The organism is Pseudomonas sp. NBRC 111124 (assembly GCF_001320245.1).
Lineage (GTDB): Bacteria > Pseudomonadota > Gammaproteobacteria > Pseudomonadales > Pseudomonadaceae > Aquipseudomonas.
On record NZ_BCBA01000001.1, the window covers coordinates 141735 to 164793 of the forward strand.

Genomic DNA, 23059 nt, shown 5'->3' on the forward strand with positions numbered 1-23059 from the left:
TCCGATGATTATCCCTGTGGGAGCGAGCGTGCTCGCGAACAGGCCTGAGCAGACAACAAGGTTGTCTGGGCGGGCCCATTCGCGGGCATGCCCGCTCCCACAGGTCATTTTTGCGGCCGTGCTTTTGTGTATGGGCTGGATGGCGCAAGCCGCGCCCACCCACGCGCTGACCGTCTACGGCGAAGCCCCCCGCTATAGCGAAAGCTTCCGCCACTTCGACTACGCCAACCCTGATGCCCCAAAGGGTGGCCTGATGCGCCGTTCGGCCATCGAAATCGGCCAGTTCGACCATATCCTGCCCTACATCGACAAAGGCATCGGCGTCAGCGAGGTCGATGGCTGGCTGTATGCACCCCTGGCGCAACGCTCGTTCGACGAGCCCTACACCGTCTACGGTCTGATCGCCCGGCGCATGGAACGCGGCCCGGATGACGCCTGGCTGCGCTTCGAGATCGACCCCAAGGCGACCTTCGCCGATGGCAAGCCGGTGCGCGCCGAAGATGTGCGTTTCAGCTTCGACAAGCTGATGGCCGAAGGCAGCCTCAAATACCGCACGCAGTTCGCCGATGTCGCCGGCGTCACGGTCGAAGGCCCGCAGCAGGTGCGTTTCGACTTCAAGCAACCCCACGGCCGCACCTTGGCCCTGGACCTGGCCAGCCTGCCGGTGTTGCCCGAGCACGATTGGGCCAAGCGCGACTTCGCCAACGGCGCCGGCTTCGACAAACCGGTCGGTAGCGGCCCTTACCGCATCGGGCGCATCGACAACGGCCGCAGCATCACCTTCGAGCGCGACCCGAACTGGTGGGCCAAGGACCTGCCGGTCAATCGCGGGCGCTACAATTTCGAACACATCCGTATCGAGTATTTCGGCGACACCGAAGTGGCGCGCCAGGTGCTCAAGGGCGGCGGCTACGACTACAACCGCGAGTTTTCCGCCACCGCCTACACCCTGGGCTACAACGGCGCGCAGCTGGACGATGGCCGCCTGCAGCGTGCCCACCTGGGCCCGGCCAAGCCACAGGCGGCCCAGGGCTTCGTGTTCAACCTGGACCAGCCACCGTTCAAGGACCGCCGCGTACGTCAGGCACTGGCCATGCTCTGGGACTTCGAGTGGAGCAACCGGCAGATGATGCGCAACCTGTACATCCGCCAGCAGAGTGTGTTCTCCAATACCCCGTTGGCCGCCCGCGCGCTGCCGGATGCAGGTGAGCTCAAGCTGCTCGAACCGCTACGCGGCCGAGTGCCGGACGAAGTCTTCAGCCAGGTGTTCACCGCGCCAGTTACCGACGGCTCAGGGATCATTCGCCCTCAGCAACTGCAGGCGCTGGCGTTGTTGCAGCAAGCGGGCTGGCACCCTGACGGCGATCGCTTGGTCAACGCCCAGGGCGAGCCGCTGGAATTCACCTTCCTTAACGGCCAGTCCGGCCTGGAGCGCCTGCTGCTGCCGTGGAAGCGCAACCTGGCGCAGATCGGCATCACCCTGAATATCCGCAACGTCGACTCGGCGCAGTACGTGAACCGGCTGATGGCCCGCGACTACGACATGATCGTCACCGGCTATTCGGTCACGCTGTCGCCAGGCGCCGAGCTTTACAACTACTTCGGTTCAGCCGCCGCCAACGACCCGGGCTCGAACAACCTGATGGTGCTCAAGGACCCGGTGGTGGACCAACTGATCGACGGCCTGGTACGCGCCGACACCCAGGCCGCCATGCTGCACCACGCCCATGCCCTGGACCGGGTGCTGCAGTGGAACTATTACTGGATCCCCAACTATTACCCGCCGGGCAGCTCAACCGTGTGGTGGAACCGCTTCGGCGTGCCGAAAGTCCAGCCCGCCTATGACGAAGGCCTGGACAGCTGGTGGGAAGTCAGCCCGACCGCGCTGACGAACGCGCAGATGGCCGAACGGCAGAAGGCCAAGCCATGACGCACTACATTCTGCGGCGCCTGCTGCTGATCATCCCGACCTTGCTGGCGATCCTGCTGGTCAATTTCGCCATCGTCCAGGCCGCCCCCGGTGGCCCGGTCGAACAGGCGGTGGCTCGGTTGCAGGGCTTGGGCGGCGGCGCGCCCGGTTCGCGGGTCGAGGTGGTACACGGCGAATCCCGTGCCACCCGCGGCCTGGACCCTAAGCTGATCGAAGAGATCAAGCGCCAGTACGGGTTTGACAAGACCGCCCCGGAACGCCTGTGGCTGATGCTCGGCCAGTACGCCCGGCTGGACTTCGGCCAGAGCTTCTTCCGGGGTGCCAAGGTCACCGACCTGATCCTCGACAAGCTGCCGGTGACCCTGTCGCTAGGCTTCTGGGCCACGTTGATCACCTACCTGGTGTCGATCCCGCTGGGCATCCGCAAGGCGGTGCGCCATGGCAGCCGCTTCGATACCTGGAGCAGCGCGCTGATCGTGGTCGGCTATGCCCTGCCCTCGTTCCTGTTCGCGCTGCTGCTGATCGTGCTGTTCGCCGGCGGCACTTCGCTGAACTGGTTCCCGGTACGTGGCCTGGTCTCGGATGACTTCGACCAGCTCAGCCTGCTGGGCAAGGTCGCCGATTACTTCTGGCACCTGGTGCTGCCGGTCGGCGCCCTGGTGATCGGCGGCTTTGCCACCCTTACCCTGCTGACCAAGAACGCCTTTCTCGATGAAATCTCTCGCCAGTACGTGGTCACCGCCCGCGCCAAGGGCCTCAGCGAACGCCGCGTGCTGTATGGGCACGTGCTGCGCAACGCCATGCTGCTGGTGCTGGCCGGCCTGCCGCAGGCGCTGATCACGGTGTTCTTTGCCGGCTCGTTGCTGATCGAGGTGATTTTCTCCCTCGATGGCCTTGGCCGCATGAGCTACGAAGCGGCCGTGTCCCGCGACTACCCGGTGGTGTTCGGCACGCTGTTCATCTTCACCCTGGCCGGCCTGCTGTTCCGCCTGATCGGTGATCTGGCCTTCACCGTGCTCGACCCGCGCATCGACTTCGACTCGAGGGCGCACTGATGCTGTCGCCGGTCTCGCGTCGCCGCCTGCAGCGCTTTCGCCGCAACCGCCTGGGCTGGGTGTCGCTGTGGCTGTTCGGCGGCTTGCTGATGCTGAGCCTGTGCGCCGAACTGGTGGCAAACGACAAGCCACTGCTGCTGAGCTACAAAGGCAAGTTGTACATGCCGGCGCTCAAGCGCTACAGCGAGCAGCAGTTTGGTGGCCAACTGCCGTTCCAGCCTGATTACCGCAGCGCTTACGTGCGCCAACTGATCGAGGATCAGGGCGGGTGGATGCTGTTCGCGCCTATCCCGTTCAGCGCTGACACGCCCAATTATGATTTGCAGGTGCCGACCCCCAGCCCGCCCAGCGCGAGCAACTGGCTGGGCACCGACGACCAGGGGCGCGACGTGCTGGCACGGGTACTGTATGGCACCCGTACCTCGTTGCTGTTCGCCTTTGCCCTGACGGTGATCAGCGTGCTGATCGGTGTTGGCGCCGGCGCGCTGCAAGGCTACTACGGCGGCTGGGTGGACCTGTTCGGGCAACGCCTGCTGGAGGTGTGGTCAGGGCTACCGGTGCTGTACTTGCTGATCATCCTCAGCGGCTTCGTCGAGCCGGATTTCTGGTGGTTGCTGGGGATCATGGCGCTGTTCTCGTGGCTGGCCCTGGTCGATGTGGTGCGCGCCGAATTCTTGCGTGGGCGCAACCTCGAATACGTCAAGGCGGCGCGCGCCCTGGGGCTGTCCGACACCCGGGTGATGCTGCGTCATGTACTGCCCAACGCGATGAACGCGACGTTTACCTATGTACCCTTCATGCTCACCGGGGCCATCACCACGCTGACGGCGCTGGATTTCCTCGGCTTCGGCATGCCCGCCGGCAGTGCTTCGCTGGGTGAGCTGGTGACCCAAGGCAAGCAGCACCTGGAGGCGCCCTGGCTGGGCTTTACCGCGTTCTTTGCTTTAGCGGTGATCTTGTCGCTTTTGGTATTTATCGGGGATGCCCTGCGCGAGGCGTTCGACCCCAGAGGATAGGTTTCAGGATTTTACCCATGCACGACAGCGATAGCCTCAAGGACTACCCCCAGGTACGGCAACTGGCGATCCGCTCGCTGTTCGAGATCATCGAGCAGTCCAGCGAAGGCACGGTGATCGTTGACCGTGAAGCGCGTATCGTCTGGATGAACGAACGTTACGCCCGCCGCTTCGGCCTGAGCGATGCTGCCAGCGCGATCGGCCAACCCTGCGAGGCGGTCATCCCGGGCAGCCTGATGCGCCAGGTGGTGAGCAATGGCCGCCCGATCCTGCTGGACATGCTCGACACCCCCAACGAGCCGCTGGTGGTGATGCGCCTGCCGATCGTTGATGCCCAGGGCGCGCTGATCGGCGCCATCGGCTTTGCCCTGTTCGAGGAGCTGCGCAGCCTGTCGCCCCTGCTCAAACGCTATTCGAGCATGCAGCAGGAACTGGCCAGCACCCGCTCGCAATTGCGCGCACGCCAGGCCAAGTACAGTTTTGCCCAGTTCGTCGGCAGCAGCCCGGCCAGCCTCGAGGCCAAGCGTCGCGCCCGGCGTGGGGCAGGCAGCGATTCGCCAGTGTTGCTGCTGGGCGAGACCGGTACCGGCAAGGAGCTTTTGGCCCATGCCATCCACGCCACTTCGGCGCGGGCACACAAGGCCTTCGTCAGTGTCAACAGCGCGGCGATCCCCGAAACCTTGCTGGAAGCCGAATTCTTCGGCACCGCGCCCGGTGCCTTTACCGGTGCCGACCGCAAGGGCCGCAGCGGCAAGCTGCAACTGGCCGAGGGCGGTACGTTGTTCCTCGATGAGATCGGCGACATGCCCCTGGCGCTGCAAAGCAAGCTGCTGCGTGTGCTGCAGGAAAAGGAGTACGAACCAGTCGGCTCGAACCAGATGCTGCGTAGCGATGTGCGTATCATTGCCGCCACTTCCATCGACCTGCAGGCGGCCATGGCACGTGGGGCGTTTCGTGCCGACCTGTACTACCGGTTGAATGTGCTGCCGATCGAGGTACCGCCGCTGCGGGAGCGGGTCGAAGACTTGCCGGCGCTGTGCGAGGCGATCCTGGCCGAACTGGGCAGCCAGTACGAACTGGAGCCCGAGGCGCAGGCATTACTGGCGCGCCATGCCTGGCCGGGGAATATTCGCGAGTTACGCAACGTGCTGGAGCGCGCGACGTTGCTGGCTGACCAGCCGCGCCTTGGCCTCGCCGACCTGTCTGCGGCGCTGGGGCCATTGAGCCCGGTCGCGGGTCAGGAAAAAGCGATGAGCTATCGTGAGGCGTGTGAACAGTTTGAACGGCGGCTGATTGCCGGGGCTTTGGCCGAGCATGCGGGGAATGTGCCCGAGGCTGCAAAGGCGCTGGGGTTGGGACGCTCGACCTTGTATAAAAAGATGGTTGTATTTGGTCTCTGATTGGAGACTTGCGTTTCTGATCTGAGATTTCCGCGAGGGCTTCGCCCTCGTTCGCCGGCAAGCACGGCTCCCACAGGGTTCCGTGCCCCCCTGTGGGAGCCGCGCTTGCCGGCGATGGGCTGCAAAGCAGCCCCCTACCGTCTCAAAGCGTAGACATGCCATTAAATTTAAAGATGATTTTCTTTTAATTTCAATAAGTTACAACGTTGGCACGATTCCCGCTATCTCCCGGTCACCCATAACAACAAGACTTACCCAGGAGATCCATCCCGATGACCGTGCTCATCGCCCTCGCCGCTCTGGCCCTGCTGATGTTGGCCGCCTACCGCGGTTACAGCGTGATCCTTTTTGCCCCCATCGCCGCCCTCGGCGCCGTCCTGCTCACCGACCCTGCCGCCGTGGCCCCCGCGTTCACCGGGGTGTTCATGGAGAAAATGGTCGGCTTCATCAAGCTGTACTTCCCGGTATTCCTGCTCGGCGCCGTGTTCGGCAAGCTGATTGAGCTGTCCGGCTTCTCGCGCTCGATCGTCGCCGCCGCCATCCGCCTGCTCGGCACTCGCCAGGCGATGCTGGTGATCGTGCTGGTCTGCGCCCTGCTCACTTACGGCGGCGTGTCGCTGTTCGTGGTGGTGTTCGCGGTATACCCGTTCGCCGCCGAGATGTTCCGCCAGAGCGACATCCCCAAACGCCTGATCCCGGCAACCATCGCCTTGGGCGCGTTCTCATTCACCATGGACGCGTTGCCCGGCACCCCGCAGATCCAGAACATCATCCCCAGCACCTTCTTCAACACCACGGCCTGGGCCGCGCCGTGGCTGGGGCTGATCGGCACGCTGTTCGTGTTTTGCAGCGGCATGCTCTACCTGCAGCGCCAGCGCAACAAGGCCCAGCGTGCGGGCGAAGGCTACGGCAGCAACCTGCGTAACGAACCTGAGACAGCGGCCGACCTGGCCCTGCCCAATCCCTGGCTGGCCCTCTCGCCGCTGGTGCTGGTGGGGGTGATGAACCTGCTGTTCACCCATTGGATCCCGCAGTGGTACGGCCCCAGCCATACCCTGCAACTGCCGGGCATGACCGCGCCGGTCAACAGCGACGTGGCCAAGCTCACGGCGATCTGGGCGGTGCAGGCAGCATTGCTGGTGGGCATCCTGATGGTGCTGGTATGCGCCTTCGGGGTAATCCGCGAACGCCTGGCCGAGGGCACCAAGAGTGCGGTCGGCGGCGCCCTGCTGGCGGCCATGAACACCGCATCCGAATATGGTTTTGGCGCCGTTATCGCCTCGCTGCCGGGCTTTCTGGTGCTCGCCGATGCCTTGCGCGGCATTCCCAACCCGTTGGTCAACGAAGCGATCACCGTCACCCTGCTGGCGGGCATCACCGGCTCCGCCTCGGGTGGCATGAGCATCGCCCTGGCGGCCATGAGCGACAGCTTCATCGCTGCGGCCCATGCCGCCAACATTCCCCTTGAAGTGCTGCACCGGGTGGCCGCGATGGCTAGTGGCGGCATGGACACCCTGCCGCACAACGGCGCGGTGATCACCTTGCTGGCGGTGACCGGGCTGACCCACCGCGAAGCCTACAAGGACATTTTCGGTATTACCCTGATCAAGACCCTGGCGGTCTTCGTGGTCATCGCCACGTTCTACGCCACCGGCATCGTCTAAGGAGTTTCTGCATGACTTTGAAAGGCAAGACTGCACTCGTCACCGGCTCCACCAGCGGCATCGGCCTGGGCATTGCGCAAGTGTTGGCCCGCGCCGGCGCGAACATTGTGCTCAACGGTTTCGGCGACCCGTCGCCGGCCTTGGCAGAGATCGCCAGCCACGGCGTCAAGGTGGCCCACCACCCGGCGGACCTGTCCGATGTCGCGCAAATCGAAGCACTGTTCGCGATGGCCGAGCGCGAATTCGGTGGCGTCGACATCCTGGTCAGCAACGCCGGCATCCAGCACGTGGCGCCGGTGGAACAGTTCCCGGTGGAAAGCTGGGACAAGATCATCGCTCTCAACCTGTCGGCCGTGTTCCATGGCACCCGCCTGGCTCTGCCCGGCATGCGCGCGCGTAACTGGGGGCGGATCATCAATATCGCTTCGGTACACGGGCTGGTCGGCTCCACCGGCAAGGCGGCCTATGTGGCGGCCAAGCATGGCGTGGTCGGGCTGACCAAGGTGGTAGGGCTGGAGACCGCCACCAGCAATGTCACCTGCAATGCCATTTGCCCAGGCTGGGTGCTGACTCCGCTGGTGCAAAAACAGATCGACGATCGTGCCGCCAACGGCGTCAATCCGCAGCAAGCACAGCATGATCTGCTGGCCGAGAAGCAACCGTCGTTGGCCTTCGTCACCCCCGAACACCTCGGTGAGCTGGTACTATTCCTGTGCAGCGAGGCCGGTAGCCAGGTTCGCGGTGCCGCCTGGAACGTCGATGGTGGCTGGTTGGCCCAGTGACGGGCGGCCTGGGCCTGGCAACGGTCTTGCACTCGTTTATCTGCAAGGAGGCCCTATGCGCCCAAACCCAATGACCGCGATCCTGGCCCTTACCCTGGCCGCCGCCGCTCCGGCGATGGCAGCCAGCCTCAAGGACGTCGCGCCCTATCCCGAGGCGGAAAAAGGCTTCACCCGGCAGGTCATCCACCTGCCGGCACAAACCGATGAATCGGCCCACAAGCTGGAGATCCTCGCGGGCAAGACGCTGGAAGTGGACTGCAACCACCAACGCCTGGCCGGCAGCCTGGAAGAGCATACCCTTGAAGGCTGGGGCTACAGCTACTACCGCCTGGACAAGGTCGGTGGCCCGGCCAGCACCCTGATGGCCTGCCCGGATGGCAAGAAGACCCAGGCCTTCGTGCCGGTGGTCGGTGAAGGCTTCATGCTGCGTTACAACAGCAAGCTGCCGGTGGTGGTGTATGTACCCAAAGGTGTCGAAGTGCGTTATCGCGTGTGGTCGGCATCGGCCGACGTGCACACCGCTAAAGTGGAGTAAGTGACTCCGAGGGCCCCTGGATGGGGCCCTCAACCCCAAGCAGCAAGCTACGCGATCAGTCATAATGTCGGCCTTTTTTGCCCGAAGCACAGGTGTCCCATGAAAGCTCAAGCCCGCCACATCCTGGTCAAGACCGCTGACGAAGCCGAAAAGCTCAAGCAGCGCATCGCCAACGGCGAGGCCTTCGACGTGCTGGCAAAAAAGTTCTCCACTTGCCCTTCGGGCAAGCGCGGCGGTGACCTGGGTGAAGTACGCCCGGGCCAGCTGGTGGGCGCGATCGACCAGGTCATCTTCAAGAAACCTTTGCGTGTGGTGCACGGGCCGATCAAGAGCAAGTTCGGCTACCACCTGGTGCAGACCTTCTATCGCGATTGATAGCCACGGGCCACCTAGCATTTTTGCCAGTTGCCCCGTATTTGCCCATTACATACAACTCAGGCAGGGCCGAAGCGGCATCTGAAATGCTGCTTCAGGTAGTGGTCCCTCTAATGGACACGGAGACCTGCCGATGCGTTGCCCTCGCCTGCTGCTGCCTGCTGCCTTTCCCCTCCTCATCCTGCCGCTGATCGTTCATGCGCAAGCCTTGGTGGTTTCGCCTGGCGACAACCTGGGTGCCGTCGTGCAGACCCAGGACGTCGACGATTTCAAGATGACGGGGGGTATCGTCCGGTCGCTGAACCAGGGTCAAGGCTATGACACCTTCGAAATGACGGGCGGGCGGATCGTAGGCGCCTTTGAGGATGGTGACAGCGCCGTGTTCAAAGGTGGCCGGATCGGCCGGGTCGACCTCAAGCTCGCTGACAACGTGTTCATAATGTCCCAGGAGCTCGGCATCGAAACCCTTATCGATGGCAACCTGGTCAGCGGTTTCGGCAACGACACCATCATCCTTCGCGGCGGCACCATTGGCGGAAACATCAGCACCAGCGGCGGCGTGGATAACATCACCATCGACGGCGGTACCTTGATCGGCAACGTGCTGGCCAGTACCGGCAATGATGTCCTGAATTGGTCGGGGGGCACCATCAGAGGGCGGGTCGACATGGGCGTCGATGACGATAAGGTCATCATCAGCAACCTCAACCCGCAAACCCTGACCATCAACATCGATGGCGGTGCCGGCAATGACAACCTGCAGTTCATCAACAGCGAGATCGACGGCGGCGCCCGCTACCTGAACTTCGAGGCTGTCGAGGTGAACCAGAACAGCCGCCTGACCCTGAACGATACGCTGACCCTGGGAGATGCAGGCAGCGGCTCTGGCAGCCTGGGGATCGATGCCAGCAGTACGCTGGTTGCTCGCCAAGGGACGGTTGCGCCCTTCACTGCGGGGCAGCTTGCCAGCGTTCATAACGCCGGCACGATCGACCTGAGCACGGGCAATGACGCCCAGGGCCGCCTGACCATCAATGGCAACTACCAAGGCGACAATGGCCTGTTGCGCGTGAACAGCGTGCTCGCGGACGACGACGCGGCTTCCGATCGGCTGGTGGTCAGCCAGGGCAGCATCAGCGGCAGCACGCGCCTGGAGGTGAACAACCTGGGTGGCGCGGGTGCCGTCACCCGCCAGAACGGTATCCAGGTCGTCGAAGCCCGTGATGGCGCCACCAGCAGCGCCACGGCCGTTGTCCAGACCCAGACGCTGTCGGTCGGTGCTTATGACTACCGGCTGTTCAAAGGCGGTGTGACTGCGGGCAGTGAAAACAGTTTCTACCTGCGCTCGACGCTGGTCGCGCCGCCCGCTCCGGCCCCCGCGCCACAACCCGCAAGCCCTTCACAGCCAACGCAGCCTGGGGAACCCTCACAGCCAACACAGCCAACACAGCCGGGCGAGCCGCCATTGATCGCCCCGGCCGCGACATCGCCTGTCGCCGCGCCTGCCCCCGGCCAGCTCGACCTGCCAGCACCGGTGCAAGGCGAAAGCCTGCCGCTGTATCGCCCGGAAGTGCCTGTTTATGCGGCAGCACCAAGGGGCGCCGCGATCATTGCCCGCCAGGCATTGGGCACCTTCCATCAGCGCCAAGGTGACCAGCAATTGCTGCAGGGCCAAGGCGCCCTGCCCGCCAGCTGGGGGCAAGCCTACGGCGGTGCATTGCGCCAGCAATGGAGCGGCTCCGTCAGCCCGAGCCTGAACGGTGACCTGTATGGTTTCAAGGTGGGTCAGGACCTGTACGCCAAGGTCAGCGATGACGGCTACCGCCAGCAGCTGGGCCTGTATGTCAGCCAGAGCCGGCTGGATGCCGATGTGAAAGGCTTTGCCCTGGCTGTGGAGGACCGCAGCGTCGGTGACCTGAAGCTCGATGGCGACAGTGTCGGCGGCTACTGGACGCTGGTGGGCCCGCAAGGCGGGTACCTCGACAGCGTGCTGCAATACACCAAACTCGATGGCCGCGCCCGCTCCGACCGCGGCGACAAGCTGAACATCGACGGCCACGCCTGGACCGCATCGCTGGAGTCCGGTTACCCGATCAGCCTGTCCGGGCACTGGACCCTGGAGCCGCAAGCCCAGCTGATTGCCCAGAAAGTCTCGCTGGACAGCGCCAATGACAGCGTCTCGCACATCAGCCACGATGCCCAGGTCGAGCTCACCGGCCGGCTCGGCGTGCGCCTTGAAGGCGCCTACAAAACGAGCAGCGTGCGTTCGCTGCAACCCTATGCGCAAGTGAACCTGTGGCACGGCGACGGCGGCCGCGACACGCTAACGTTCGATGGGGTGGACAAGATCAAGACCGACTACCGCTACACCTCGCTGCAACTTGAAACCGGCCTGGTGGCCCAGGTCAGCGAGGCGCTGAGCCTGCACGGCGGCGTGCAGTACTCAAGCAACCTCGACAGCCGCCAGCAGGAAGGCAGTGGCGTGAACCTGGGCGTACGCTGGCAGTTCTAACGGCGCGCCGCCAGCAGGCCGAGGCCGGCGCAACCGAGCAGCGAGGCGCTGACCCGGTTGAACAGCCGGCGTGGCCCAGGCTGGCTGAACCAGCGCTGCATGTAGGCACCCAGGCCCGAGTAGATGGCGATTGCCGCCCACTCCAGCAGCAAGAACAGCACGCCCAGCCAGAGGAACTGCTCGCTCACCGGGGTAGCGCTGCCAACCGACACGAACTGTGGCAGAAAGGCGGTGAAGATCAGGATGGCCTTCGGGTTGCCCGCCGCCACCCAGAATTCCTGGCGCGCCAGGCGCCAAGTACCGCGCGGGTGATCGCTGGCTACCACGGCCTCGCCGACCGGGGCGCGCCACAGCTGCCAGGCGATATAGAACAGGTAGGCCGCGCCCACCACCTTGATCGCCAGGAACAGGTATTCGCTGGTGTGCAGCACCACCGCCAGGCCCATGGCGGCCAGGGCAATCATGCCGCTGAAGGCAAGAATCCGCCCGCCACCGGCCACGCAGGCGGTACGCAAGCCGTAGCGGCTGGCATTGTGCAACGACAACAGGTTGTTCGGCCCCGGCGCCAGGTTCAGGGCGAAACAGGCAGGGATGAATAGCAACAGGCTCGACAGGTCCATTTTGTTCTCCAGGCAATCAACCGTTACTGTCGATGCCGGGCGGGTGCCCGGTCATGGTACAGCCAACTGCAAAAACTGTACGGTCAAGCGCCCGCCGCTGCTAAGCTGCCGAGCTGATCGAGGACCCCATCATGCCCACTGCTCGCTCACAGCTCTGGCGCGACCCGGCACTGCCCTGGGTAGAAAGCCGCCGCGCCTGCCATAGCCGCGCCTGCTACAAGGCGCACAGTCACCCAACCTTCTCCATCGGCGCAGTGGATGCCGGCAGCAGCTGCTTCTCGGGCGCAGGCGAAGGACAGGAGCGCCTGACGCCGGGCACCCTGGTGCTGGTGCCGGCGCAGCGGGTGCATGCCTGCAACCCTGAGCCCGGTAAGGCCTGGAGCTACCAGATGCTGCATGTGGACGCCGGCTGGCTGGCGCAGTTACGCCTGGAATCCGGGCTCGAAGCGGCCAGCCCGGGTGCCCCTGCGCGGATCAGCCGCGAACCGGCGCTGTACCGTGAGTTCTGCGCGCTGAACGACCTGCTGTTCTCGGCAGCCAGCGTTGGCGAGAAGGAAGCGGCACTCGTGGCATTTCTCGGCGATCACGACTTTTCTGCGCAACCGGTTTCGCTGGCAGCGCCCGCACCGGTGCTGGGGATGCCCACCTTGCGCGGGTTGATCGCACACATCCAAGCGCACGACCTGGCGCAACTGAGCCTCGAGCGCCTGGCCGGGCAAGCGGGCCTTGGTCGCTATCAGTTGATACGGGCGTTTCGCGCCGCCACCGGGCTCACACCGCATGCCTACCTGCTGAACGCACGGGTCAACCGTGGCCGGCTACTGCTGCGTGACGGGCTGGCGTTGGCAGAAGTCGCCTACCAACTGGGCTTTGCCGACCAGAGCCATTTCCAGCGGGTGTTCAAAGCCCATGTCGGGGTGACGCCGGGGCAATACCGGCACGCGCAATAATCTTCAATACCTGCACCAGGGCAGCCTCCCAAACTGCGGTTTTCCATCCGAGAAAGCCCACCATGGAGCAGTTCCTGATCGTCGCCCTCGCCCACTTTTTGGCTCTACTGTCACCGGGGCCGGACTTTTTCCTCGTCGCTCGCACGTCTGTATCAGCGGGTTGGCGTGTGGCCAGCGGGGCCTGCCTGGGTATCGCCTTGGCCAATGGCCTGTTCATTGCCCTGGCCTTCGCCGGCCTGGCCATCTTGCGCGAAGGCAGCGTGCTGTTCATCACCTTGCAACTGGCCGGTGCCGGCTACCTGCTGTACATCGGCCTGCTTTTCCTGCGCCATGCGGGTAGAAGCGAGCTGACGGCCGTTGCGGCCCAGGGCGCGATCAAGGGCTGGTGGCGTGGCCTCGGCATGGGTTTGGTGTCCGGCGTGCTGAACCCAAAGAACGCGCTGTTCTACGCCAGCCTTGCCGGCATGGTGGGCAACAGCAGCGCAGGTTGGAAATGGGCCTGCAGCATCTGGATGTTCAGCATGGTGCTGCTGTGGGACCTGCTGGTAGCCGTGGCCATCGGCAACCAGCGCCTGCTGCGGCGATTCGCCCGTGCACTGCCCTGGCTGGAGCGGGCCTCTGGGGTCATGCTGGTGGTGCTGGCCGTGGCGCTGCTGGTGCATCTGCTGCCGGGCTGACCAGGCGCAGGCTGGCCATCTCCATCAGGCTGAAATGGCCACTGGCCCAGCCACCGGTGTCGAGGTGCCAGACGTTGCCCAGCTGCTTGGCCCGCATCACAGGGGTATGGCCGACCAGCAAGGCACGCACCCCCGCCACAACCTCGGTGTTGCCGTCTTTCAGGCGTTGTCGCGACCACTGGCAAACCTCGCGCACGCCAGCGTCGTCATCGAACAGCAGGCTATCGCGTAACGCACTCCAGTCGTTAAAAGGGCTGTCGGCATGCAGCAGGCCGATCAGGCCGGCATCAGTCTGCACCTCCATGGCAATCGGCAGTTGCAGAAACTGTTCGACAAAGACTGCTTGCTGCGGCCTGGGCATGTCGATGAACCAGCCACCCCCTGCAGCACGGTACATCTCAAGATCCAGGCGCCCGCCATGCAGGCAGGTGATCGCCAGCGATTCATGGTTGCCCTGCACCGCGTGGAACCAGGGCTGATCCAGCCACCACAGGCATTCTTCGCTGTGCGGCCCGCGGTCGACCAGGTCGCCGACACTGAACAGCCTGTCCACTTCGGGATCGAAACCGACCGTATCCAGGATTTGCTCAAGTCGCCGAAAATGCCCATGGATATCGCCCACGGCCAGGTCACGCCCCTTGCTGTTGGCGGCTACTCGCCGAAACCGGCTCATTACAATCTTCCTCTGTTGCCGTGCCCGGGCCGGCGTAAAATGGAGCAACACGCAGTCCGCCCCGGAGGTGCATCATGCGTATCGCTCTTGTGTGTGCCGTGCTCATGGCGCTGTCATTCAACAGCATGGCACAAGGCACCCCGCCTGCGCAGGTCGAGGTGCGTTTCGACCATCCGGAAACATTCCGCGACGCCAGCCTCGATGGCCCTGGCTATGAACGCGGCGCCGACCCTTACGTGATGAAGACCCTGACCGAGTACCTGCAGAAGCTCGGCCAGCGCTACCTGCAGCCTGGCCAGCAACTGGTCATCGACATTCGCGACATCGACCTGGCCGGCCGTTACGAGCCGTGGCACAGCCAGGCCTACGATGTGCGCTTCATGCGTGAGATCACTTGGCCGACCATCGAGCTGAGCTACACCCTCACCCAGCCGGGCAAACCTGAGCAGCAGGCTCAGGAGCGGGTCAGCGACAAGATGTACCTGAGCCGGCCGGGCCGGGCCTCCCACAGCAGCGACCGTCTGTATGCGGAAAAGGCCATGCTCGACGACTGGTTCCGCCAGCGTTTCGGCCCGCATTCGACCTCCTGAATGTCACCCTTTGCTGGTACAGGCGAGCGTGCTGAGAGTATGCTCGGCCCTTCGACCTGTACCAGGGAAGGGACGCACCATGAAACTCTGTGCCGTACAACTGGCGTCGCGCAAAGGCGACCTGGCGGGCAACCTGGCCCGCCATCTGCGCTGTATCGAGCAAGCGGCGGCGCTGGGCGCCGAGCTGGTGGTGTTCCCGGAACTGTCGTTGACCGGCTACGAGCCGACCTTGGCGCGCCAGGTGGCGTTGCCGCTCACTTCTGCCCGGCTCGAGCCGTTGCAGGCGCTTTGCGACCAACTCACCATCAGCGTGGCCGTTGGGCTGCCCCTGCCGACAGCCGACGGCATTCGCATCGGCATGCCCATCCTGCGCCCTGGCCTGCCACCGATGGCGTATGCCAAGCAGCGCCTGCATGACGACGAGCTGCCATTCTTCACCCCCGGTGATCAAGCACTGGTGTTCGAAGCGGGGCAGCTGCAGATTGCCCCCGCCATCTGCTACGAATCGATGTTCATCGAACATGCTGCGCAGGCCCAGGCGCTCGGTGCCGAGCTGTACCTGGTCAGCGTGGCCAAGACCGCCAAAGGCATCCGCGAAGGCAACGAACATTACCCGGAGGTGGCGCGCACCCTGGCCATTCCGGTGTTAATGGCCAACTGCGTCGGGCCGGCCGACACCTTCATTGGTGCCGGTGGCTCAGCGGCCTGGGACAGCCAGGGCAACCTGCTGGCAGCGCTGGATGACAAGGCTGAAGGCCTGATTCTGCTGGACACCGCCAGCCATATCGCGCTGGGTCTACCGCTGTCTGCGTGACAACCATCCGAGCAGGTTGCTCAGAGGTCCAGGGCCAGGCTCTGCCGACCTTCCAACGCCAGCAGATACTGCTTGGCCGGCAAACCACCGGCAAACCCGGTCAGGCTGCCGCAGGCGCCGATCACGCGATGACACGGGGCAATGATCGAAATCGGGTTACGCCCGTTGGCCGCGCCCACTGCACGCACGGCACCGGGGTTGCCGATCTGCCGGGCGATATCACTGTAGCTGCGGGTCTGGCCAAAGGGAATGGTCAGCAAGGCCGCCCACACCTGGCGCTGGAATTCGGTGCCGGCAAAGTCCAGTGGCAGTTCGAAGCGCTGACGGGTGCCGTCGAAGTACTCGCCCAGCTGGCGGGCCGTTTCGAACAGCATCGGGTGGTGGTCATCGCGGTGCAACTCGCCAAGCCGCACGCGGTTCTCGCGTTCCGCCTCCCACAGCACGGCGGCGAGGCGATCGCCCCGTGCCACCAGGGTCAAGGTGCCGACCGGAGACGACATGAACGTAAAGGCGCTGGACATCTGAGTTTCCTACGGCAAACCAGTTTCAGCGCACTTTAACGTCGGCCGCCCCTCGCTGCATCCGCTTTCTTGCGCAGTTATTCGGTCAGCAGCGATTGTCGGATCAGCTTCTTGTCGACCTTGCCCACACTGGTTTTCGGGATTTGCTCGACACAGTGTATCTGCCGGGGAATCGCCCACTTGTTCAGTTGGCCGCTGTCGACAAAGGGCTGCAAGTGCTCGGCCAACGCCGCCGCGTCCAGCTGCCGACCGTCGCGACACACCAGCAACGCCAGCGGCTGCTCACCCCATTGCGGATCAGGCACGCCGATCACTGCCACGGCCTCGACGAGCGCGTGCTGGCTGATCAGGCTTTCCAACTCGACCGAGCTGATCCACTCGCCACCGGTCTTGATCACATCCTTGATTCGGTCGCGGATGCGCACCACACCGCCTGCATCGACGCAGGCCAGGTCGCCGGTGTGCAGCCAGCCACTGCGCCACAGCGCGGCGCCTTGCTCCGGCTCCTTGAGGTAACCCTGGGTCAACCACGGTGCACGCACTAGCACTTCACCCAGGCGTTCGCCATCGTGAGGCACGTCATTACCAGCATCATCGACGATGCGCAGGTCCACCAGCACGATCGGCACGCCGGCATTGATGCGCAGCGGCACCTGCTCGGCCACGGGCAGTGCCAGGTCCTGCAGGTTCAAGCGGGTGACACTGAGCAGCGGGCAGCTTTCCGACATGCCATAGCCGCAATGCACGCGAATGCCGCGCTGGCTGGCCCGTTGTGCCAGCCCCACGGTCAGCGCGCTGCCGCCCAGCAGCATCTTCCAGCCGACCAGGTCGGTGCGCCGCCCCTCATCGCAGTCGAGCATCATCTGCAGCACGGTCGGCACGCAGTGCGAGAAGGTCACGCCCTCCTCCCGGTACAGCTGCACCAGGCGGTTGGGCTCGTAGCGCCCCGGGTAGACCTGCTTGATGCCCAGGGCTGTGGCCACATAGGGCACGCCCCAGGCATGCACATGGAACATTGGCGTGATCGGCATGTACACGTCGCCCTCGCGCAACAGCGGTTCAGCGCCGCAGGCTGCCAGGGTCGCCTGTTCGGCCAGGGTGTGCAGCACCAGCTGACGGTGGCTGAAGTACACGCCCTTGGGGAGGCCGGTGGTACCGGTGGTGTAGAACAGCGTCGCCAGGGCGTTTTCGTCGAAGTCGGGGAAGTCGAAGCTGGCGCCCGCCGCGCCCAGCAGCGCCTCGTACTCGCCCAGCGTGGGCAGTGTCGGCTGGTCACAGGCGCCATCGCTTAGGCGGATGTAGCCTTGCACGGTCGGCAGTTCCTCGCGCAGCTGCTCCATCAGCGGCAGGAAGTCGTCATGCACCAGCACCAGCCGGTCTTCGGCATGGTTCATGGTGTAGCGGACCTGCTCGGCGGACAGCCTCACGTTGACGGTGTGCAGCACTGCGCCGAGCATCGGCACGGCGAAGAAGCATTCCAGGGCACGGTGGCTGTCCCAGTCAAGCAAGGCGACGGTGTCGCCAGGCCCGACCCCGGCTTCGCTGAGCACATTGGCCAGGCGCTGGATGCGTTCGATCAGCGTCGTGTAGCTGTAGCGCAACTTGTCGGCGTAGACGATTTCCTGGTTCGGCTGGTAGCGCACGCCTGACAACAGCAGGCGCTTGATCAGCAGCGGGTAGCCATAGGCCTGTTCGGCGGCCGGCATGATACGGGGGGTGGTCATTGCGGTATCCTTCACAGCAGTTCGGCATCGAGCAGGTACAGGCTGTGGCTGCCCGCCTTGACGCTGGCCATCAGTGAGTGGGTGCGCGGCAGCAGGCGCGCAAAGTAGAAGCGCGCGGTGGCCAGCTTGCTCTGGTGGAACGGCTCGGGCTGCGCCGTGTTAAAGGCGACTTCAGCCATACGTGCCCACAGGTAGGCATAGAGCGTGTAACCGAAGGCTTGCAGGTATTCCACCGAGGCGGCACCGACCTCCCGCGGGTCGCCCTGGCCACGGTCGAGCACCCAGGCGGTCAGTTCATCGAGGTTGTGCATGGCCGCCAGCAACGGCGCGCCAAATTCGGCTGGCAACGTTTCGGCGTATGCGCTGATCTCTGCCGACAACAGGCGGTACGCCTGGCCACCGTCGCCGAGCAGCTTGCGCCCTACCAGGTCGAGGGCCTGGATGCCGTTGGCGCCTTCGTAGATCTGGGTGATGCGGCAGTCGCGGATCAGCTGCTCCTGGCCCCATTCACGGATGTAACCGTGGCCACCGAACACCTGCTGGCCATGCACGGTGGTTTCCAGGCCCATGTCGGTGAGGAAGGCCTTGGCCACCGGAGTCAGCAAGGCCACCTTGGACTCGGCCAGGCGGCGGGCACCGGCATCCTCGCTGTACTTGGCCAAGTCCAGTTGTAGCGCCACGTAGGTGGAGAATGCCCGCCCACCTTCGTTCAGCGCTTTCATGGTCAGCAGCATACGCCGCACATCTGGGTGCACGACAATCGGGTCGGCCGCCTGCCCAGGCGCCTCGGCGCCGGTCGGCGCGCGCCCCTGCTGACGGTCGCGGGCATAGGCGATGGCATTCTGGTAGGAGCGTTCGCCCAGGGCCAGGCCCTGGATGCCTACGCCCAGGCGCTCGTAGTTCATCATGGTGAACATGGCGTTGAGGCCCTTGTTCGGTTCGCCTACCAGGTAGCCGATGGCGCCGTCGAAGTTCATCACACAGGTGGCCGAGGCCTTGATGCCCATCTTGTGCTCGATGGAGCCACAGCTGACGGCATTGGCCTCGCCCAGCGCGCCATCGTCGTCGACCAGCACTTTCGGCACCAGAAACAGCGAAATGCCTTTGGCACCGGCAGGTGCGTCGGGCAGGCGCGCCAACGCCAGGTGGATGATGTTCTCGCTCAGGTCCTGCTCACCGCCAGTGATGAAAATCTTGGTGCCGCTGACCCGGTAGCGGCCATCGGCCGACGGTTCGGCGCGGGTGCGCAGCAGGCCCAGGTCAGTGCCGCAGTGCGGCTCGGTCAGGCACATCGAGCCGGTCCAGCGGCCTTCGTACATCGGCGGCAGATAACGGGCTTTGAGCGGCTCGCTGGCGTGGTTGAGCAGTGCCAGGCAGGCGCCTGCGGTGAGCATCGGGTACAGGCCGAACGACAGGTTGGCGGCGTTGAGCATCTCTTCGAGCTGGGCGCCGATCACTTTCGGCATGCCCATGCCGCCGTACTCGGGCGCACCGGCCACACCCACCCAACCATCTTCGGCAAACGCCCGGTAGGCCTCGGCAAAGCCGTCAGGGGTAATCACCCGGCCGTCTTCCCAGCGGCAACCTTGTTCGTCACCCCTGCGGTTGAGCGGCGCCACCACCTCGGCAATCAGCTTGCCGGCCTGTTCGAGCACGGCACGGGCGGTGTCGGCATCGACCTGCTCGGCCAGCGCCGGGGTCTGCGCCCACCAGGCCGGGATATCGAACACTTCGTTGAACAGGAAAGCCATGTCGCGCAGGGGCGGAAGGTAATCAGACATGAGGCGAACACTCGGTTTCTTGGGTTGACGAACGTGACGCGGCGCGAGCCCGGCTGGCCGCCGGGGCACCATGGCCACGCAGAAGGAAATGCGACAGCGCCGGGATCAGCACCAGCGCGCCGAGCATGTTCCACAGGAACATGAAGGTCAGCAGCAGGCCCATGTCAGCCTGGAACTTGATCGGCGACCAGGCCCAGCCGACCACACCGGCGGCCAGGGTGATGCCCACCAGACCGACCACACGCCCGGTAAAGGCCACCGCCTTCTTGTAGGCCTGGGCCAGTGGCAGGCCGGCACGCTGGTGATGCAACTGCACGCTGAGCAGGTACAAGGCATAGTCGACGCCAATGCCCACGCCCAGGGCGATCACCGGCAAGGTGGCGACCTTGACGCCAATGCCCAGGGCCACCATCAGCGCTTCGCACAGCAGCGAAGTGAGCATCAGTGGCAGGACGGCCACCACCGTGGCGCGCCAGCTGCGGAAGGTAAACAGGCAGAACACGGTAACGGCCAGGTACACCAGCAACAGCATGCGGTGGTTGGCCTCGCGCACGACGCTATTGGTGGCGGCCTCGATACCGGCACTACCAGCGGCCAGCAGGAACTGCTGATCCTCGCTGCCGTTGGCCTGGGCGAAGCGCTCGGCGGTGGCGGCGACCTGCGCCAGGGTGTCGGCGCGGTGGTCCTTGAGGTAGGCGATCACCGGCATCAGCGAACAGTCGTTGTTGAACAGCTCTGGGGTGTTGACCGAGGCCTGCTGTGCGGCGTAGTTGAGCACGTCCTGGTTGCGCTGCAGGCTGTTCAGGCGCGGGTTGCCCTCGTAGGTGCCGGCGGTGATCTGGCGCACCGCATTGGCTAGCGACAGGGTGGTCTGCACCCCGGGCAACTGCTGCAGCTCCCAGGCCAGGCGGTCGGCCAGCACCAGTGTCTGGTAGCGCAGGCAGCCTTCCGGGGGTGTCTTGACCATTACTGCGAAGGTATCGCTGCTGAGCGCGTAGTGGCTGGTGATGAACGCGTTGTCGCGGTTGTAGCGCGAATCGGCGCGCAGCTCCGGAGCGCCGCTGTCGAGGTCACCGATCTTCAGCTGCAGGCTGCCCCACACGCCGATAGCGGCCAACACCACGGCTACCAGCAAGGCGCCCGTGGCCCACTTGCGTTCGGTGAAGCGGTCGAGCAGGTCCCACAAGCGGCCAAAGCCTCGGTGCTGGGCCGCACGGCCATCGATGTACAAGGCGCGCTCGGCGGCCTTGCGGCCCACGCCGACATACGACAGCGCCACCGGCATCAGCAGCAACGAGGTGAAGATCAACACCGCCACGCCAATGCTGGCGGTGATGGCCAGGTCCTGGATCACCGGGATATCGATCAGCATCAGCACGGCAAAGCCCACCGCGTCGGCCAGCAGTGCGGTGACCCCGGCCACGAACAGGCGGCGGAAGGTGTACCGCGCGGCGATCTGCCGGTGGGTGCCACGGCCGATGTCCTGAAGGATGCCATTCATCTTCTGCGCGGCGTGGGACACACCGATGGCGAAGATCAGGAACGGCACCAGGATCGAGTACGGGTCGATGGCATAACCCAGCCAGGCGACGATGCCCAGCTGCCAGACCACCGCCGTCAGCGAACACAGCACCACCAGCAAGGTACTGCGCACGCAGCGGGTGTACAGGTAGATGATCACCAGGCTGGTGACCACGGCCAGGGCAAAGAACGCCATCACCTGGATCAGCCCATCGATCAGGTCGCCCATCAGCTTGGCAAAGCCGATCACATGGATCTGGTACTGGCCGCTGGCCTGGTACTGGCTGCGCAGGTGTTCAAGCTTTTGCGAGAAGCCGTGGTAGTCGATGCCCTTGCCGGTGGCCGAATCCTGGTCCAGCAGCGGCACGATCAGCATGCTCGACTTGAAGTCACGGGCCACCAGGCTGCCGACGATGTTGGCGCGCTCGATGTTCTGCCGCAGCTGTTCGGTGTCGGCGGCCCCACCCTGGTAACCATCAGGCATCACCGGGCCGCCCTGGAAGCCCTCTTCGGTGACTTCGGTCCAGCGCACCGCCGGGCTCCACAAGGATTTCATCCAGGCGCGGTCGACGCCGTCACTGAGGAACAGCTCGTCGTTGATCTGGCGCAGGGTCTGCAGGTAGTCGGGGTCGAAGATGTCGCCGCGGGTGTTCTCCACCACCACCCGCACCGAGTTGCCCAGGCCGCGCAGTGATTGGCGGTTTGCCAGGTAGTTCTGGATGTAGGGGTGGCTCTGCGGCAGCATCTTCTCGAAGCTGGGGCGCAGTTCCAGGCGGGTGAGTGCCATGTAGCCCAGCACCAGGGTGGTCAGCAGCATGCACAGCACGAAGGCCAGGCGGTGGTTGAACACCAGGCGCTCGAGGCGATTGCCAGAACGCGGGTCGAAGTCGGCGAGGTTGTGGATCACCGGCAGTGGGTCTTGGCGGATATCGGCCATCAGGGTCTTCTCTCGTCGAAGGTACGCACGCCCCGCTCGCCCACCAGTACCAGGCCGGTACCGGCGTCGTCGGCAAGCGCGGTCACCGGGCCACGTGTGGCCTGTGGCTGCGGGCTGAAGCTGGCGCCGCCGTCGCGGCTGAGCAGCAGGTCGCCGGCCTGGCTGGCCAGCCAGACTTCGCCGCTGGCGCCAAGGCTGGCCGCCGTGAGGCTGGTCTTCACCCCGCTGCTGACCGGTTGCCACTGCTGGCCGCCGTCGGTGCTGCGGTAGGCATTGCCGCGCAAGCCGTAGATCAGCAGCAGGCCGGGTTTGCCCACGGCCCCGAACAAGGTGCCGGCATAGGGTGTCGGCACCTGGCTGAAGCGTTCACCGGCGCCATCGAGCTTGAGCAGCAGGCCCTGCTCACCGGTGATGTACAGCGTGTCACCGACCGGTGCCAGGCGGGTCAGGTGCAGGCCTTGCGGGTTGTCACTGTGGTCCTGCCACGGCAACCAGTGCTGGCCTCCGTCCTCGGTGCGCAGCAACAGGTTGAACAGGCCCACGGCATAGCCGTGCTGGTCGTCGCTGAACCACACATCGAGCAAAGTGCTGTCGGTGCCGTCGGCCAGTGCCCGGCCATCGAGCTGTTTTTCCCAGTGCAGGCCGCCGTCGCGGCTGTGCAACACCACCCCGTCGTTCCCCACCGCCCAGCCATGCTCGGCCGTGGGGAAACTGACGGCATTGAGGTCGGCACTGACCGGCACTTGAGCTTGCAGCCAGTGCGCGCCATGGTCGTCGGTATACACGACGTGCCCACGCGGGCCCACCGCCACCAGGCGCTCGCCGGCCCGGGTCACGTCACGCAGCGCACTGCTGGCGGCCAATGCACTGGGCATCGCCGGCAGGTCGAGCACGTCGGTGAAGGGCGCGGCCTGGGCCGCGCCTTGCAACGCAGCCCAGACCAGCATCGCCACGCTGCATCGTTTGAAGACAGACATTGCGA

The 23059-nt window shown here is 64.8% G+C and carries 20 protein-coding genes; 13 read left to right on the forward strand and 7 right to left on the reverse strand.

The window, feature by feature from the left end; translation table 11 throughout:
• The first annotated feature begins 4 nt into the window (after positions 1–4).
• From APH28_RS00605 to APH28_RS00645, 9 genes are all read left to right on the forward strand, one after another.
• Entirely contained in the window at positions 5–1930 is a 1926-nt protein-coding gene (locus APH28_RS00605) for an extracellular solute-binding protein (RefSeq protein WP_082432228.1), read from the forward strand.
• Positions 1927–2985 carry a microcin C ABC transporter permease YejB gene (locus tag APH28_RS00610; protein ID WP_060507107.1) on the forward strand — a complete coding sequence of 353 codons (1059 nt, stop codon included), beginning with the start codon at positions 1927–1929 and terminating at the stop codon, positions 2983–2985. Before APH28_RS00605 ends, APH28_RS00610 begins: the two co-directional genes overlap by 4 nt.
• Positions 2985–4001, forward strand: coding sequence for an ABC transporter permease (locus tag APH28_RS00615; RefSeq protein ID WP_060507108.1), 1017 nt, complete (start codon positions 2985–2987; stop codon positions 3999–4001). Before APH28_RS00610 ends, APH28_RS00615 begins: the two co-directional genes overlap by 1 nt.
• Positions 4002–4018: 17 nt before the next feature.
• A complete protein-coding gene (locus APH28_RS00620) occupies positions 4019–5401 on the forward strand; it encodes a sigma-54-dependent Fis family transcriptional regulator (protein WP_060507109.1) in 1383 nt (460 codons plus the stop codon).
• A 272-nt stretch (positions 5402–5673) separates the two neighbouring features.
• The gene (locus APH28_RS00625) at positions 5674–7065 is read left to right on the forward strand and encodes a GntP family permease (protein ID WP_060507110.1); all 1392 of its coding nucleotides are present in this window, start codon (positions 5674–5676) and stop codon (positions 7063–7065) included.
• A gap of 11 nt (positions 7066–7076) precedes the next feature.
• A complete protein-coding gene (gene hbdH, locus APH28_RS00630; protein WP_060507111.1) occupies positions 7077–7847 on the forward strand; it encodes a 3-hydroxybutyrate dehydrogenase in 771 nt (256 codons plus the stop codon).
• A 55-nt stretch (positions 7848–7902) separates the two neighbouring features.
• Positions 7903–8382, forward strand: coding sequence for a serine protease inhibitor ecotin (gene eco / locus APH28_RS00635; protein WP_060507112.1), 480 nt, complete (start codon positions 7903–7905; stop codon positions 8380–8382).
• Between the two features lie 99 nt (positions 8383–8481).
• Positions 8482–8757 (forward strand): peptidylprolyl isomerase, encoded by a 276-nt coding sequence (locus tag APH28_RS00640; protein ID WP_008095636.1) that lies wholly within the window; start codon positions 8482–8484, stop codon positions 8755–8757.
• A 133-nt stretch (positions 8758–8890) separates the two neighbouring features.
• Positions 8891–11269, forward strand: a complete 2379-nt coding sequence (locus tag APH28_RS00645) for an autotransporter outer membrane beta-barrel domain-containing protein (protein ID WP_060507113.1) — start codon at positions 8891–8893, stop codon at positions 11267–11269.
• Here the strand turns inward: APH28_RS00645 and APH28_RS00650 are convergent.
• Entirely contained in the window at positions 11266–11889 is a 624-nt protein-coding gene (locus APH28_RS00650) for a LysE family translocator (protein ID WP_060507114.1), read from the reverse strand. The genes APH28_RS00645 and APH28_RS00650 overlap by 4 nt on opposite strands.
• Positions 11890–12020: 131 nt before the next feature.
• Between APH28_RS00650 and APH28_RS00655 the strand changes: the two genes are divergently transcribed.
• Together APH28_RS00655 and APH28_RS00660 are read left to right on the forward strand one after the other, a co-directional pair.
• Positions 12021–12839, forward strand: coding sequence for an AraC family transcriptional regulator (locus tag APH28_RS00655; protein ID WP_060507115.1), 819 nt, complete (start codon positions 12021–12023; stop codon positions 12837–12839).
• A 62-nt stretch (positions 12840–12901) separates the two neighbouring features.
• The gene (locus APH28_RS00660) at positions 12902–13516 is read left to right on the forward strand and encodes a LysE family translocator (protein WP_060507116.1); all 615 of its coding nucleotides are present in this window, start codon (positions 12902–12904) and stop codon (positions 13514–13516) included.
• On the opposite strand, the gene APH28_RS00665 is transcribed toward APH28_RS00660, so the two are convergent.
• Positions 13464–14189, reverse strand: a complete 726-nt coding sequence (locus APH28_RS00665) for a metallophosphoesterase (protein ID WP_060507117.1) — start codon at positions 14187–14189, stop codon at positions 13464–13466. The two genes, APH28_RS00660 and APH28_RS00665, sit on opposite strands and share 53 nt — an antisense overlap.
• Positions 14190–14263: 74 nt before the next feature.
• Between APH28_RS00665 and APH28_RS00670 the strand changes: the two genes are divergently transcribed.
• Both APH28_RS00670 and APH28_RS00675 read left to right on the forward strand, forming a co-directional pair.
• The gene (locus APH28_RS00670; RefSeq protein WP_060507118.1) at positions 14264–14779 is read left to right on the forward strand and encodes a DUF3016 domain-containing protein; all 516 of its coding nucleotides are present in this window, start codon (positions 14264–14266) and stop codon (positions 14777–14779) included.
• 79 nt (positions 14780–14858) lie between these two features.
• Positions 14859–15593, forward strand: coding sequence for a carbon-nitrogen hydrolase family protein (locus tag APH28_RS00675; protein ID WP_060507119.1), 735 nt, complete (start codon positions 14859–14861; stop codon positions 15591–15593).
• 20 nt (positions 15594–15613) lie between these two features.
• On the opposite strand, the gene APH28_RS00680 is transcribed toward APH28_RS00675, so the two are convergent.
• From APH28_RS00680 to APH28_RS00700, 5 genes are all read right to left on the reverse strand, one after another.
• Positions 15614–16114: a methylated-DNA--[protein]-cysteine S-methyltransferase gene (locus APH28_RS00680; RefSeq protein WP_060507120.1), complete on the reverse strand. Its 501-nt coding sequence runs from the start codon at positions 16112–16114 to the stop codon at positions 15614–15616.
• Between the two features lie 77 nt (positions 16115–16191).
• Positions 16192–17838: a fatty acid--CoA ligase gene (locus tag APH28_RS00685; protein ID WP_060507121.1), complete on the reverse strand. Its 1647-nt coding sequence runs from the start codon at positions 17836–17838 to the stop codon at positions 16192–16194.
• Positions 17839–17849: 11 nt separating this feature from the next.
• Positions 17850–19619, reverse strand: coding sequence for an acyl-CoA dehydrogenase C-terminal domain-containing protein (locus APH28_RS00690; RefSeq protein ID WP_060507122.1), 1770 nt, complete (start codon positions 19617–19619; stop codon positions 17850–17852).
• Positions 19612–22077, reverse strand: a complete 2466-nt coding sequence (locus APH28_RS00695; protein ID WP_060507123.1) for an RND family transporter — start codon at positions 22075–22077, stop codon at positions 19612–19614. The genes APH28_RS00690 and APH28_RS00695 overlap by 8 nt, the downstream gene beginning before the upstream one ends.
• On the reverse strand, positions 22077–23054 hold the full coding sequence (locus tag APH28_RS00700) for a YCF48-related protein (RefSeq protein ID WP_060507124.1): 978 nt from the start codon (positions 23052–23054) through the stop codon (positions 22077–22079). Before APH28_RS00700 ends, APH28_RS00695 begins: the two co-directional genes overlap by 1 nt.
• Positions 23055–23059: the final 5 nt, after the last annotated feature.

What these genes read in the sequence shown, in the direction of transcription:
- APH28_RS00695 (WP_060507123.1), bottom strand. Translation starts at nt 22,077, where the DNA reads ATGGCCGATATCCGCCAAGACCCACTGCCGGTGATCCACAACCTCGCC.
- APH28_RS00665 (WP_060507117.1), bottom strand. Translation starts at nt 14,189, where the DNA reads ATGAGCCGGTTTCGGCGAGTAGCCGCCAACAGCAAGGGGCGTGACCTG.
- APH28_RS00655 (WP_060507115.1), top strand. Translation starts at nt 12,021, where the DNA reads ATGCCCACTGCTCGCTCACAGCTCTGGCGCGACCCGGCACTGCCCTGG.
- hbdH (WP_060507111.1), top strand. Translation starts at nt 7,077, where the DNA reads ATGACTTTGAAAGGCAAGACTGCACTCGTCACCGGCTCCACCAGCGGC.
- APH28_RS00690 (WP_060507122.1), bottom strand. Translation starts at nt 19,619, where the DNA reads ATGTCTGATTACCTTCCGCCCCTGCGCGACATGGCTTTCCTGTTCAAC.
- APH28_RS00615 (WP_060507108.1), top strand. Translation starts at nt 2,985, where the DNA reads ATGCTGTCGCCGGTCTCGCGTCGCCGCCTGCAGCGCTTTCGCCGCAAC.
- APH28_RS00605 (WP_082432228.1), top strand. Translation starts at nt 5, where the DNA reads ATGATTATCCCTGTGGGAGCGAGCGTGCTCGCGAACAGGCCTGAGCAG.
- APH28_RS00640 (WP_008095636.1), top strand. Translation starts at nt 8,482, where the DNA reads ATGAAAGCTCAAGCCCGCCACATCCTGGTCAAGACCGCTGACGAAGCC.
- APH28_RS00625 (WP_060507110.1), top strand. Translation starts at nt 5,674, where the DNA reads ATGACCGTGCTCATCGCCCTCGCCGCTCTGGCCCTGCTGATGTTGGCC.
- APH28_RS00685 (WP_060507121.1), bottom strand. Translation starts at nt 17,838, where the DNA reads ATGACCACCCCCCGTATCATGCCGGCCGCCGAACAGGCCTATGGCTAC.
- APH28_RS00620 (WP_060507109.1), top strand. Translation starts at nt 4,019, where the DNA reads ATGCACGACAGCGATAGCCTCAAGGACTACCCCCAGGTACGGCAACTG.
- APH28_RS00650 (WP_060507114.1), bottom strand. Translation starts at nt 11,889, where the DNA reads ATGGACCTGTCGAGCCTGTTGCTATTCATCCCTGCCTGTTTCGCCCTG.
- APH28_RS00610 (WP_060507107.1), top strand. Translation starts at nt 1,927, where the DNA reads ATGACGCACTACATTCTGCGGCGCCTGCTGCTGATCATCCCGACCTTG.
- eco (WP_060507112.1), top strand. Translation starts at nt 7,903, where the DNA reads ATGCGCCCAAACCCAATGACCGCGATCCTGGCCCTTACCCTGGCCGCC.
- APH28_RS00675 (WP_060507119.1), top strand. Translation starts at nt 14,859, where the DNA reads ATGAAACTCTGTGCCGTACAACTGGCGTCGCGCAAAGGCGACCTGGCG.
- APH28_RS00660 (WP_060507116.1), top strand. Translation starts at nt 12,902, where the DNA reads ATGGAGCAGTTCCTGATCGTCGCCCTCGCCCACTTTTTGGCTCTACTG.
- APH28_RS00680 (WP_060507120.1), bottom strand. Translation starts at nt 16,114, where the DNA reads ATGTCCAGCGCCTTTACGTTCATGTCGTCTCCGGTCGGCACCTTGACC.
- APH28_RS00700 (WP_060507124.1), bottom strand. Translation starts at nt 23,054, where the DNA reads ATGTCTGTCTTCAAACGATGCAGCGTGGCGATGCTGGTCTGGGCTGCG.
- APH28_RS00670 (WP_060507118.1), top strand. Translation starts at nt 14,264, where the DNA reads ATGCGTATCGCTCTTGTGTGTGCCGTGCTCATGGCGCTGTCATTCAAC.
- APH28_RS00645 (WP_060507113.1), top strand. Translation starts at nt 8,891, where the DNA reads ATGCGTTGCCCTCGCCTGCTGCTGCCTGCTGCCTTTCCCCTCCTCATC.